This is a genomic window from Anabaena sp. UHCC 0204, from assembly GCF_009711975.1.
Lineage (GTDB): Bacteria > Cyanobacteriota > Cyanobacteriia > Cyanobacteriales > Nostocaceae > Dolichospermum.
Genome location: NZ_VIKW01000001.1, coordinates 93,778 through 106,545 on the forward strand (window position 1 = coordinate 93,778; position 12,768 = coordinate 106,545).

The 12,768-nt window shown below is 36.5% G+C and carries 12 protein-coding genes; 8 read left to right on the forward strand and 4 right to left on the reverse strand.

The features are described 5' to 3' along the window. Positions 1-270 precede the first annotated feature (270 nt). From FJR04_RS00480 to FJR04_RS00490, 3 genes are all read right to left on the reverse strand, one after another. A complete protein-coding gene (locus FJR04_RS00480; RefSeq protein WP_168490789.1) occupies positions 271-1,986 on the reverse strand; it encodes a DnaJ domain-containing protein in 1,716 nt (571 codons plus the stop codon). 13 nt (positions 1,987-1,999) lie between these two features. Further along, a complete protein-coding gene (locus FJR04_RS00485) occupies positions 2,000-4,570 on the reverse strand; it encodes a CHAT domain-containing protein (RefSeq protein ID WP_168490790.1) in 2,571 nt (856 codons plus the stop codon). Positions 4,571-4,939: 369 nt separating this feature from the next. Then, complete coding sequence (locus FJR04_RS00490; protein ID WP_168490791.1) at positions 4,940-5,158, reverse strand: hypothetical protein; 219 nt, start codon at positions 5,156-5,158, stop codon at positions 4,940-4,942. A 221-nt stretch (positions 5,159-5,379) separates the two neighbouring features. Between FJR04_RS00490 and FJR04_RS00495 the strand changes: the two genes are divergently transcribed. From FJR04_RS00495 to FJR04_RS00510, 4 genes are all read left to right on the forward strand, one after another. After that, positions 5,380-7,539 carry a Tex family protein gene (locus FJR04_RS00495; RefSeq protein ID WP_168490792.1) on the forward strand — a complete coding sequence of 720 codons (2,160 nt, stop codon included), beginning with the start codon at positions 5,380-5,382 and terminating at the stop codon, positions 7,537-7,539. A 55-nt stretch (positions 7,540-7,594) separates the two neighbouring features. Further along, positions 7,595-7,924, forward strand: a complete 330-nt coding sequence (locus FJR04_RS00500) for a 2Fe-2S iron-sulfur cluster-binding protein (RefSeq protein WP_168490793.1) — start codon at positions 7,595-7,597, stop codon at positions 7,922-7,924. 167 nt (positions 7,925-8,091) lie between these two features. Further along, positions 8,092-8,460 carry a phage holin family protein gene (locus tag FJR04_RS00505; RefSeq protein WP_168490795.1) on the forward strand — a complete coding sequence of 123 codons (369 nt, stop codon included), beginning with the start codon at positions 8,092-8,094 and terminating at the stop codon, positions 8,458-8,460. Between the two features lie 31 nt (positions 8,461-8,491). Continuing rightward, the gene (locus tag FJR04_RS00510) at positions 8,492-8,683 is read left to right on the forward strand and encodes a YqaE/Pmp3 family membrane protein (protein ID WP_168490797.1); all 192 of its coding nucleotides are present in this window, start codon (positions 8,492-8,494) and stop codon (positions 8,681-8,683) included. A 73-nt stretch (positions 8,684-8,756) separates the two neighbouring features. Here the strand turns inward: FJR04_RS00510 and FJR04_RS00515 are convergent, their stop codons facing one another. Next, positions 8,757-9,548: a histidine kinase gene (locus FJR04_RS00515; protein WP_168490799.1), complete on the reverse strand. Its 792-nt coding sequence runs from the start codon at positions 9,546-9,548 to the stop codon at positions 8,757-8,759. A 278-nt stretch (positions 9,549-9,826) separates the two neighbouring features. Between FJR04_RS00515 and FJR04_RS00520 the strand changes: the two genes are divergently transcribed. From FJR04_RS00520 to FJR04_RS00535, 4 genes are all read left to right on the forward strand, one after another. Then, positions 9,827-10,051: a hypothetical protein gene (locus tag FJR04_RS00520; RefSeq protein ID WP_168490801.1), complete on the forward strand. Its 225-nt coding sequence runs from the start codon at positions 9,827-9,829 to the stop codon at positions 10,049-10,051. Continuing rightward, entirely contained in the window at positions 10,048-10,383 is a 336-nt protein-coding gene (gene petJ / locus FJR04_RS00525; protein ID WP_168490803.1) for a cytochrome c6 PetJ, read from the forward strand. The genes FJR04_RS00520 and petJ overlap by 4 nt, the downstream gene beginning before the upstream one ends. Before the next feature lie 16 nt (positions 10,384-10,399). Next, positions 10,400-11,419: an aldo/keto reductase gene (locus FJR04_RS00530; protein WP_168490805.1), complete on the forward strand. Its 1,020-nt coding sequence runs from the start codon at positions 10,400-10,402 to the stop codon at positions 11,417-11,419. 331 nt (positions 11,420-11,750) lie between these two features. After that, positions 11,751-12,677, forward strand: a complete 927-nt coding sequence (locus tag FJR04_RS00535) for a glutaminase (RefSeq protein WP_168490807.1) — start codon at positions 11,751-11,753, stop codon at positions 12,675-12,677. The last annotated feature ends 91 nt before the right edge of the window (positions 12,678-12,768 follow it).

Sequence of the window (12,768 nt, forward strand, 5' to 3'; positions counted from 1 at the left end):
AGCTTTTTCAATTATTAGAAATATACACCCTTATATGTGTACAACCACCCAACTATAGTATATATACTTAATCAGGAATTGGCTATTGTGATGACGAAATCTATTATTCCCCTACAAGTTAACAATTTATAACGTTTTTTCCGAATATGCAATATAAACAATTAAATAAAATTGGGGGATTAATACTGATGAAGGTATATATATTGTACATTAATAACCATCCAAAAATAGAGCTTTTAGTCGCAAAATCCCCAAATTTTCACAAATTAATTAATTATGTAGATTTAATTGCTGCTGAAACTTTTGATATGCCTGATTCACTACTTGCATAGCACTTTTAGCACTAGGCGAACTGTTAATATCGGGGTGATATAATCTAGCTAATCTCAGATAGGCAATTTTTACGTTTTGAGGATGAGTTTTGGCTGCTACGCCTAAAATTTCCCACCATTCCCCAGTTAAGGGTAAATCATCACTGCTGTGAATTTGTCGCCAAATCTTGATAGTTCCACCTTTACCACCACTAATTAACATTTTACCATCTGAACTAAAAGCTAGGGGACTAAACCCAGAAAGAGTTTCTATTAATTCCCCAGTTCCGATATTCCAAAGTTTGATAATTCCATCTTGACTACTACTAGCAATAATTTTACCATCGGGGTGAATAGCGATCGCATAAATAGCTGTTGAGTGTCCTTTGAGAATGTGACGTAATTCCCCAGTCTGGAGTTTCCATAATTTAATTGTTCTATCTGAACTTCCACTAATCAGAGTTTGATTATCGGGAGTGATTGCTAATGTATTTACTGGTGCTAAATGCTGATTAATTATATAACAGTTTTCACCAGTTTGTAAATTCCAAATTCTGATAGTTTTGTCAGCACTACCACTAACAAGAGTTGTAGAATCAGGACTAATAGCAACAGCTAAAACTGCATCCGTATGTCCATTTAACGTGCGTTTAATTGTTCCCGTATAACTTCCCCAAATTCTGATAGTTTTATCCGTACTAGCACTAACAATAATATTACCATTAGGACTGTAAACAAGTGCATTGACAAAACCATTATGACTATAGGGAGAACTTAAATAAGAGAATGTGCGGTTATATTTTTTTGTTTCTAATTCCCAACTACTAATTTTCCGATCTATACTACCACTAATTACTTTTTTTCCGTCGGGACTAACAGCGACAGATAAAACAGCTTCAGCTTGTCCAGAAAAAGTATAAAGTAACTTTCCAGTTTGCAAGTTCCATAAATGAACTTGTCTGTCATTGCTACCACTAACCAAGATTTTATTATCAGGATGAATAGCTACAGAATTTACAGCGGCTGTGTGTCCCTTGAGAATTTTTACACATTGCCAATTTTCCTGGATTTGAGGAATTATAGTTAATATTTTTGGTGTATTTTTTGGATGCTCAACATTGTTTTTAGCCTTTAATTGTTTTAATTCTTCTTCAATTTCTAAAGCTGTAAATTTGGCATTAAGATCATCACCAGATAACTCTAATAATGCTTCAAAATAATAATCATTTTGGAAAATTTTTGCTTCCATGCGTTCAAAAAGCTGCATGGGAGTTTCCTTAAATTCAGAATCATCTAATAATTTAACCACACCATAAGCAGCAAGTCCTAAAACCGCACCAATTCCTGCCATTGGTACTGTACCAATACCAAAAGCTAAACCAATTTTAGGCGCAATAAATCCTATTCCACCAACAACATTATAAACCCCAACACCACCAACAGCACCTATTCCCATTGCCCCAAAAGCTGCTGTATCCCCTTCCGTGATTCCTGTGAAAGCACCATAAGCAGCAGCACCAACGACCGCACCCGCAACGGTTACAGAAGCAGCACCTATTCCCACACCACCAAAGCCTCCAGCTAGTCCAATTCCGCCGACAGCGGAGGAGATACCCGCACCTGTTAACGTTCCGGTAGTAATGAATGCTGCACCTGTTTGGGATGTTGGTTTCATAGTTGTTTCTGAGTTAAAGCCAATTACCAACTAGGATAAATGGGGCCCAGTAGTAAGGATTTTGGAATTGGGGTTGTTTGAGAATTGCCAATTGGGCGTTCCGTATAGCTTCGGCTTTGGTAACTTGAGAATTGGCTAGTTGGTTGTAAAATTCAATCATGAATTGGGAGGTGGAGTTATCGTCTACTGACCAAAGGCTGGCAATGGTGCTACGTGCGCCGGATCTGACTGCTACACCAGCTAGTCCAAGAGGGGCGCGTTTGTCTCCTGTGGCGGTTTGACAGGCGCTGAGAACGAGGAGTTCTATGGGGGTGTTGCTATCTTCGTCTCGGATTTGTAGTAGTTCGCCTAGTTCTTTGACGTTGAGGCGGTTATCCCAGGTGAGAATAAAGGTATTGTCCGCGTTGGAACTGAATTCACCGTGAGTTGCTAAATGGACAACGGGGAAGGGCGTACCACGCATAAGCCGCTGAAAATCTTTGCTAGTAAAGGTTTCATTAAACAGCACTTCGGTGGGAATTTCTGATTTGATGCCTTGAATTTCTACTTCTACACCAGGTAAGGCAGAAAAGCCTTGTCGAGATTCGGTGATTCCACCAATGAGGATTTTGAGTTGTTTTTGTTGTATGGGTTTGGGGGCGAGGAGTTTTAGTCCTGGTGTTTGGGCTAAACTGTATTTTTCTACTAAATATTGTTTACCGTCATATAGTGCGGCCATGGGGATGTTTTTCATTGAACCGTCCAGGACAAAGACGAGGGTTTTGATACCGCTATTTGCTAAATCTGCGTCTATGGGTTGGATGATCAGGTTGTAAGCTTTTTGAGCGATCGCTTGCCGTTGTTTTTGTCCTAAACTTGGTCTCAAGGATGATCGCATTTCCCGAATAATTTTTTCTAGTTCTATTGCGGAAATGTTGGTTGTATAGTGACGCAGGGGTTGATTACTCAGGGAAACGATTATTTCTAAGCGATCGCGTAATATAATTGGGTAAATTATAGCTGCTGTTTTATCTACTTGATCAATTTTTGCTGTCTGATTTATCAGGCAATCTTCTCCAAAGTAATTGTCCAATTCTGCTACTTTCAAAGATTCAATTAAATCTAAGGCTTTTTGCAGATTCTTTTGATTAATATCAGTTGCATTTTTAATCTTTTTGGTTTTCTGCGGTTCTAGTAATAAGCCGACTAATTCCCGATAAATTGGTTCTATACTTTCCTGAAAGGAATATTGTATATCCGCATTACCAGATACTAAATCTTTACGGAGATTGGCTAAAGTTTTTACCGCTTGGTTATATGCGTCTATGGCTACTTCTGGTTTACCAGTGGCTTGGGAAACTCTTCCTAATTGCCATTGCCATAAATAACTAATTTCAGCAGCATTACTGCTTTGGGCAAGAATTAATGCCTGTTCTGTAAGTTTTTGGGCTTCATTCCATTGCTGATTTTGTTCATAAAGTTCACCTAAATAACCCAGGGCATAGGATTCTGCTCTCAAATCACCTATACTTTTTGCTTGTTGGATAGCAGTTGCTAAAATTGGGGCGGCTATTTGTCGTTTTTGTTGAGCTTTTTGCAAACTTTGAACGAAGTTAACTCGTGCATAGATACTTGTGCGACTGGGAGGAAGATTTTCTATTTGGGGTTGAATTTGGGGCAGTAAGGCTTGAAATTCTGCTGCTTTTTTTGTATCTGCAAAAAGACGTAATTGATTAAGTTGGGCTTGCAGTTTGGTGTTAGGTGAAGTAGCTGTATCAATTGCCTGTTGATAATATTTTATAGCCTCTTCTGGTTGCTGTTGAGCAGCGGCTGTATTTCCTAAACTTAATGATGCTACACTAATATGAGGTTGTGATTTGAGTTTTTGAGCGATCGCCTGACTTTGTTGTAATATCTCTACAGATGTGTCTAATTTCCCCACAACCCGCAAAGTATCACCCAAATTCAACAAGCTAACTACTTTAAGTAAAGAATCTGGTTGATCTTTGAGATTTTGATTTATTTGTTCTAAAGTTTTCCGCGCTCTGGCATATAATCCTAATACGCGCAAAGCCTGAGTTTGGTTGAGTAAACTCTGATTGACTCCTACCTGATTTCCCAATTTTTGATAAACGTTTGTAGCTTGTTCCCAAGTAGTAAGTGCCTGTTCAGTCTCTCCCTGTGCCAGTTGTAGACTTCCCTGGATATTTAATGCCTGTGCTAACATTTCCCCATTTTTACCTTTGAGTAAGTTCAGGCTTTGGGATATAGATTCATTTCCCTGCTGCCATTGCCCTAATTGCTGGTGTGCTAGTGCTAAATTACTCAATACGGCGGCTTGGTTGGGAAAATCGCTATTTTTGGCAAATACTTCTGCGGCTTGTTGCCAAAGGGCGATCGCTTCTGTAAACTGTCCTAATTGGTAACGTTCTTTTCCTTCTTGTACCAATGCAGTCGGGGAACGATTGAGATTCGACTCCACCGTTACCGCAGCAACTACAGGCTGTTGTCCCAAATGTATACTTTTATCTACCTGTAATACAGTCAATAAGGTGACTAATATTCCTAAACAAATGTATTTTAGTCTTGACCAATTTAGAATCATATTAAGAAGTATTTCAATACTGGCAATATCTTCTAAAATTAGAGGATATCCATACTATAATAAGCTAAATTAGTCACTTATTTAATCCGTATTTACCGCAAAAAAAATAGACAACAGCTATTTAACCCAATTAGCTAGTACACAATGGCGTAAATCAATCAACCATTAAAAATTCTCAAAAAGCTTGTGTCATCTGCTTTTTTAATTTTTAATTATTAATTTTTAATTCCGCCCTGCGGTTCTAGTGATCAATTTTGATCTGTTAATTGAGGAAAAGGTAATTACTGCCTATTCCCTAATTGATTATCTACACTTTTTTATCGAGAGTAGATAGTTGTCTAATTGCTGATATTTCTATACTAAATAAAATTACAACCAATTTTTATGTTTGTGCAGCAGTTTGTTGGTGATCATAAAGACAAAAATCAACAAACCGAACTGAATTTGCCAAGGTGCTAATACTAAACTCACAATAAAAATGACTGCTGTTAAAACACCTGCAATATAGGTGATTTCATCATCATTTCTTTTGAAGAGATAGCCGGTGATTACACCTGTAACTAATGTCATCAAGAAAAATAAAGGCATTTCTACTAATCTCTAAACTACGAGCTACTGATTAATACCAGTAGGTTTTGATTATTTTCAGGAATGTTATTAATAGTATACTTAAGTAAGCCAAAATGGCAAGACTTTTTCCTGTAACGCTCAGGAATAGCCATTTTCAAATGATGCCATTATTTGGTAGATTAAACTAACACTATCCAACCGTACTGGAATCAATTTAACACTTTCAATTTAAATACCTAATGTTGAATATTTCTCAACTCCTTGCAAGCGAATTAAAACTCAAACCCCACCAGGTACAAAATGCGCTAGAACTCTTAGCAGAAGGAGCGACAATTCCCTTTATTGCGCGTTACCGTAAAGAACGGACTGATGAAATGAATGAAGTACAATTACGGGATTTACAAGATAGGCATAATTACCTAACAGAATTAGAAGATAGAAAGAAAGTGATTGTGAATGCGATCGCCCAACAAGATAAACTTACCCCAGAACTACAAACAAAAATAGAATCCTGCTTACAAAAAACCGAACTAGAGGATTTATATCTCCCCTATCGGCAAAAACGCCGAACTCGTGCTACTATTGCCAGAGAAAAAGGGCTAGAACCCCTCGCTACATTTATTAAGTCGCTAAATGTGAAAAATGGTATTGCTGCATCATTAGAAGAGGAATCAGCAAAGTATATTTCGGAAAGTTTGGGAGTAAAAACCGCAGATGAAGCTTTAAAAGGTGCATCTGATATCTTAGCAGAAGAAGTAGCAGAAAAAGCCGAATTACGCGCATATATCCGCGAATATCTCTTAGAAACTGGAGTGTTTATTTCGCAAATCAAAAACGAACATCCCGAAGGTACAACCAAATTTGAAATGTACCGAAATTATCAAATTAAAGTCAAAAATATTGCCCCTCATAATATGTTGGCTTTATGTCGGGGAGATGATGAAAAAATTCTCAACTTTGAGGTCGCTTTTGACGAAGATTTTGTCCTTGGTTATTTAGAATCTCAGGAAATTAAAACTAAAGTTCGCAACATTCGTGACTTTTATCAAGGAATGTTAAAAGATAGTTTTAACCGCTTGATGAAAAACTCGTTAATTAGCGAAGTAATTAACGAGAAAAAAACCTATGCTGACATAGAATCAATCAAAACTTTTGAAACGAATTTGCGAGAATTATTATTATCAGCACCAGCAGGAATGAAACCCACAATGGCCATAGATCCTGGTTTTAGAACCGGGTGTAAAGTAGCCATACTAGATGAAACTGGTCAATTTTTAGAATATCAAGCCGTATTTCCGCACCAAGCAACAGAACAACGCCAAAAAGCCGCACAAACCATTAAAAAGTTACTAGAAAAATACCAAGTTCAATTAATTGCTATTGGTAACGGTACAGCTTCACGGGAAACAGAAGAATTTGTCGCCGAAATATTACCAAATATAGCCCATAAACCAGTTAAAGTTATGGTAAATGAATCTGGTGCATCTATATATTCTGCCAGTAAAGTAGCACTAGAAGAATTTCCTGATTTAGATATTACCGTGCGGGGTGCAATTAGTATTGGTAGACGATTACAAGATCCTTTAGCGGAATTAGTCAAAATCGATCCGAAATCAATTGGTGTCGGACAATATCAACATGACGTTGATCAAAAATTGCTGAAAAAGAAATTAGATGAAACCGTAGAAAGTTGCGTTAACTATGTGGGTGTAGATTTAAATACCGCTTCCAAAGAACTGCTTACCTTTGTTTCCGGAATTACCCCCACAATAGCCAATAATATTATTGCCTATCGCAATGAAAAAGGAGCATTTAAAAATCGTCGTCAACTCTTAAAAGTAGCTAAACTCGGTCCCAAAGCCTTTGAACAAGCAGCAGGTTTCTTGAGAATTCGTGGTGGAGAAAACCCCTTAGATAATACCGCAGTTCATCCTGAAAGTTACCCCCTTGTAGAATCTATAGCTGCTGATTTAGGAGTATCCTTAAATCAAGTTACCCAAATAGCTGAAAACCTCAAAAAAGCCAACCTTAAAAAATACGTTACCGACACAATTGGAGAACCAACTCTGCGCGACATTCTCAGCGAATTAGAGAAACCAGGAAGAGATCCTCGCGCTGAATTTAAATATGCTACCTTCAAAGCTGGAATCAAAGAAATTAGAGATTTAGCAGTAGGAATGGAATTAGAAGGAATGATTACCAACGTTGCTAACTTCGGTGCTTTCGTTGATATTGGTGTACATCAAGATGGCTTAGTGCATATTTCCCAACTTGCTGATAAATTTGTAGATGATCCCAAAAAAATAGTTAAAGTCGGACAAGTCGTAAAAGTCCAAGTTTTAGAAATCAACGAAAAACTCAAACGAATCAGTTTATCAATGAAAGGAATCAAACAATAAAATTAATTCTCTCCGCGTCTTTGCGTCTCTGCGTGAAAAAAATTCTAAAATTGGTATGGCTATTTATCAAGTTCAACTCATCAATCCTAACATCGGATTAAATCGCACCATTCAAGTACCAGATGATCAATATATAATGGACATAGCAGAAGCATCTGGTATTCGTTTACCATCAGGATGTAAACAAGGAGAATGTTCCGCTTGTGTTGCTAAACTTATCAAGGGAGAAGTTGATCAAAGTGAACAAAAATTTCTTCGTTCCCAAGAAATTCAAGCGGGATATGTTGTTACCTGTGTCAGCTATCCTTTATCTGATTGCGTCTTAGAAACCCATCAAGAACAGGTTTTATATAAATCTTCTCTTTACTATAGTAATCAAAGCTAAAAGTATTTAGATCCCCAACTTTGCTAAGAAGTTAGGGATCTAGTTGTTGTTATTATGCTTAATCTAACTTAGGATAGATCCTGATTCCACCTATGAGAAGATGTCAAATATTCATCCATATTTAAAAATAGTAATAGCACTGATATTGCTGTTACTGAGGTAAAATAATGTTGGGATATTTTTTCATCGCACTCGCTACAGCTTTGAGTTTGCTAATTGTTGATTTAGTTGTTCCTGGGGTAAATATTGCTAATTTTCCCTCAGCTTTAATTGCTGCTGCTGTAATTGGTTTAATTAATAGTGGAATTAAACCCACTCTTACTACCTTATCTTTACCTTTGACATATCTCACTTTGGGTGGTTTTTCCCTCGTTGTCAACGGTATTTGTTTTTGGTTAGCATCAATTTTAGTTCCAGGTTTTCAAGTTCAAGGATTTCTGGCTTTTCTCCTCGGTCCTGTAGTTCTGTCTTTAGCTAATACCTTTTTGAGTAAATACTTCGCAGAAAAAGGGTTGGAATTACAAGATAGTCAGTAGGTCAACATAATATCAAAACGAGGAAATATCCATGAACTTATTGCGTATACTTATCGGTTTGTTCTTACCCCCCTTGGGAGTTTTTCTGACAGTTGGATTTGGACCAACGTTGTTAATTAACATTTTGCTTACCCTACTTGGTTGGCTTCCTGGTAGCATTCATGCAGTTTGGGTAATTGTCAAACATGGAGAAAACATGGATAGACGGGAAGGTACTTATTAAAACATCCCCGGCTTCGTAGAGAAGTCGGGGATCTGAATCTTACAAATAGGTAATAGGTGAACCTACAAAACTCTTAAGAATGAATATCTTTATCAGCAACTTCTTTGTCTTTAAACAAATCAGCCGTTGCTAAAAGTAACTCACGCAAAGTTTGTTTTAATTGACGTTCTTTCTTAGCTATTGATGCACCTGCATCTAACATTTTTTGTTCTAGAAGCGAGTATTTTTCTTTTACCTGTAAGCTGACAGATTCAGCTTGGGTGTGGGATTTATCATACCATTGTTTTGCTTCATTTAAATAATCCTGTACCTCTTGATCACTGCCGCTATAACGTGCAGACAAATTTGCTCTGACAATTGCTAATTGTGCTTGTAATTGTGCATAGCGTTTTTTTAATAAACCCACTTCATCACTATCTTTAATAGCATCAATTGCTGAATTAATAGCAATTTTTGTATCCGCCGATTTATCTTGACTTGTTTCTACTATCTTTGTTAAAATTCCTTCAACTTCTGATTGAAGTTCATCTTCTTCTCTATCTAATCGAGCTTGTAGCTGCTTTATTTCTCCTTGTGTTTTGACAATATCTGAGTGTCTTTTTATATTTATAGCCTCCATAGCACCTTCAATTGAAGCTACTACTCCTTCTTTAACTTCACTACCTTTATCTTGTAAATTCTCAATGACCGTAGAAACAGCATCATTAACTAAATTACGCAGTTCATGAGAACCTTCTTGAAACTCAGAACCTACTTGAGAAACAGCAGATTTAACAATTTCCCGAATCCGTTCAGCTTTTAATTGTCCTGTTTCTTTAGCTTGGCGTAAATCTACTTGGATTTGTTCTTTAACGTTTTTATTCATAGCTATATTATAATGTAATTTTCCTGTTCGTGCCTGCAATATCCAGCAACACTTGCATTCAATATCAATATGACGGAATATTTTTACCCTTAGCACCCTCCTACAGATATAAAATCATATCTATCTTCAGGTAGTTCGCAGTAAATTAACAACAATAGCCCTTAGATATCAGACTTATTTAATAAATCAGAGTTCTGAATTGAATTTTCTGAATTTTTTTAATTAAATGTTACCAATTTATGAAATAATCAATATTGGTCAATAAATAGATTTTAATTATGTGGCGGGTAAATATTACTTGTGATGGTGAAGCTTGGAAAGTGTCTGGTGCTGAATTTAAGAAAATGGTAGAAAATTACCAAGCTGAATTAATTGGTTCTAAAAAAATGCCAGACGGTACAAGGATCATGGGATATAAAATTGAAGATGTCAGCGAAGCAGAATCTTTTCAAGAAGAATGTGCAAAATTTGTTGGCTTTACATCTGATTTTGAATCTTTATGAAAAAAATCATAACACTGATATTCTGCACATTTTGCTTGTGGACAATCAATTTTACCTTACCTGCTAACGCCTTAGCTACCGCCAATGGAACAGAAATTTTTAGCCTCCATTGTGCTGGTTGTCATATCAATGGAGGAAACATCATTAGACGTGGTAAAAACTTAAAAAAGAATGCACTCAAAAAATATGGCATGGATTCTTTAGAAGCGATCGCAAATATCGTCACTAATGGTAAAAATAATATGTCAGCCTATAAAGATCGTTTAACAACAGAGGAAATTCAAACCGTTGCAGCTTATGTTTTGGAACAAGCAGAAAAAGATTGGAAATAACAATACACGAAAATATATGACTTTACCTGAAGAAAGCTATTTACAATTTACCCCTGATTTAAAAATTTGCCGCATTTTAAATGGAATGTGGCAAGTGTCTGGGGGACATGGACGCATTAATCCCCAAACTGCTATTGAGTCTATGTTTCAATATGTTGATGCTGGTTTTACGACTTGGGATTTAGCAGATCATTATGGACCAGCAGAAGATTTCATTGGTGAGTTTCGTCGTCAATTCATAGCGACTCGTGGAGAAGAAGCTGCAAATAATATTCAAGCTTTTACAAAATGGGTTCCTCGTCCTGGAAAGATGACAAAAAAACTGGTCGAGGAAAATATTGATATTTCTTTGAAAAGAATGGATGTTAAATCATTGGATTTAATGCAGTTCCATTGGTGGGAATATGGAGATTCTAGTTATTTAGATGCTCTCAAATATATGGCAGAATTGCAAACTGAGGGCAAAATTAAACATTTAGCATTAACTAATTTTGATACTGAACATTTGCAAATTATCACCGAAGCAGGAATCAAAATAGTATCTAATCAAGTACAGTTTTCTCTAATTGACAGAAGACCACAAGTAAATATGGTGAAATTTTGTCAAGAGAATAACATTAAAATATTTGCCTACGGTAGTGTTTGTGGTGGTTTGTTATCAGAAAAATTTTTGGATAAACCAGAACCAAAAAGCTCAGAAATCAACACCACAAGCTTGAGAAAATATAAACAAATGATTGTTAACTGGGGTAATTGGCAATTATTTCAAGAGTTACTAGCTACCCTAAAACAAATAGCAGATAAACATCAAGTGAGTATTGCCAATGTGGCTGTAAATTACATTTTAAATCAGCCAGCAGTAGGTGGTGTAATTGTGGGTGTAAGGTTGGGAATTGCGGAACATTTAGAAGATAATGCTAAGGTCTTTAGTTTCAATTTAGATGCTGAAGATATAGGAAAAATAGATGCTGTTTCTCAGCAGTCACGGGATTTATATAAATTAATTGGTGATTGTGGAGATGAGTATCGGCGTTAATTAAACAATAAGATTCCCGACTTCTTTTTTGAGATTATTAATAAATAAATTAGATCAGAAGTCGGGTATGTGCGGGTGTTAAATCCCACATAAAAAAATTTGTAAACAACCTCTTAGAGTATTCCAAGTAAAAAAATGCCCAATTGTCATTGCGTTCGCGGAGCGTGGCGTTAGCCATATGGAGCGGAGCGGAATGAAGCAATCTCTGGTTTTGGATCATTTATTGTTTGGAACACTCTTAGCAAGTTGTAGTTTTTCGGTATTCATGACGCTCTAACACGGGCAATTATCGGCATTTTGAATTTTATATCTCGATTTAAGGATTAGGCTTTTGATAGGCATAAAAAGCATCAATATACATAATTTATCTATCTGGGTAGAACAAGCAAAAACCCAATCATCTCAAGGGAAAGTTATTGAACGCATTCCTCCATTAGCTATAGTTGATCCTAGCTTATTTGCTGTTCACATAAGTTGTGAATCAGGAGAAAATTACAGTTTAGGAGATACAGATTGTGTGTTTCCATTCATGAGTGTGATTAAGCCATTTTCTTTACTATATTTATTGGAACAATTCGGAGCAAAACAGGTTTTACAATGGGTTGGGGTTAAACCTTCGGATACGCCTTTTAATTCTTTGACGCAATTAATAGCAGATAATGGATATCCACGCAATTCTATGATTAATAGTGGTGCTATTACTCTCGCTGATAAGTTACCAGGTAAGGATGGAAATGAATGTACACAATTTTTCTGTACATGGTTAAATGAATTAGCAGGTACTCAATTATATATAGATGTAGATATTCTCGCTTCACTTCGAGCTAATCGTTCTCAGATAAATATAGATATTACTAACTATCTCTACGAAACCGGGAATTTAAAGAATAGTGAATTAGCTCTTGACATTTATGAACAAATATGTTGTATCTCTGGGCGAGTGGCAGATTTAGCGAAGTTAGGAAAAGTATTAGCTTGTCAAAGCGAGATAATAAATCATCAACACCGTCACATTGTGAATGCAGTGATGTTAACTTGCGGTTTATATGAAGCTTCGCCAGAATATGCTGTCAAAATTGGTTTACCTATGAAATCAGGTATTGGTGGTGGACTAATAGCAATAGTACCAAATCAGGGAGCGATGCCTTCGGCGATCGCCAGCTACAGTCCTGCGTTAGATTCCGTAGGTAATCCTGTAGCTGGTTTAGCACTAATGGAAATGTTGTCTCAAAATTTACAACTGAGTATTTTTTGCTGATTACTCTTGAATTTTTTGTGCTTTAGGATTTTCCATTGTTTGGGTATCTGGTGCTGGTGTAACTTCAGTAAATTTAACTTCAGGAATTGGT

Coding starts and splice junctions, on each gene's coding strand:
- FJR04_RS00480 (WP_168490789.1), bottom strand. CDS start 1,986: ATGAAACCAACATCCCAAACAGGTGCAGCATTCATTACTACCGGAACG.
- FJR04_RS00485 (WP_168490790.1), bottom strand. CDS start 4,570: ATGATTCTAAATTGGTCAAGACTAAAATACATTTGTTTAGGAATATTA.
- FJR04_RS00490 (WP_168490791.1), bottom strand. CDS start 5,158: ATGCCTTTATTTTTCTTGATGACATTAGTTACAGGTGTAATCACCGGC.
- FJR04_RS00495 (WP_168490792.1), top strand. CDS start 5,380: ATGTTGAATATTTCTCAACTCCTTGCAAGCGAATTAAAACTCAAACCC.
- FJR04_RS00500 (WP_168490793.1), top strand. CDS start 7,595: ATGGCTATTTATCAAGTTCAACTCATCAATCCTAACATCGGATTAAAT.
- FJR04_RS00505 (WP_168490795.1), top strand. CDS start 8,092: ATGTTGGGATATTTTTTCATCGCACTCGCTACAGCTTTGAGTTTGCTA.
- FJR04_RS00510 (WP_168490797.1), top strand. CDS start 8,492: ATGAACTTATTGCGTATACTTATCGGTTTGTTCTTACCCCCCTTGGGA.
- FJR04_RS00515 (WP_168490799.1), bottom strand. CDS start 9,548: ATGAATAAAAACGTTAAAGAACAAATCCAAGTAGATTTACGCCAAGCT.
- FJR04_RS00520 (WP_168490801.1), top strand. CDS start 9,827: ATGTGGCGGGTAAATATTACTTGTGATGGTGAAGCTTGGAAAGTGTCT.
- petJ (WP_168490803.1), top strand. CDS start 10,048: ATGAAAAAAATCATAACACTGATATTCTGCACATTTTGCTTGTGGACA.
- FJR04_RS00530 (WP_168490805.1), top strand. CDS start 10,400: ATGACTTTACCTGAAGAAAGCTATTTACAATTTACCCCTGATTTAAAA.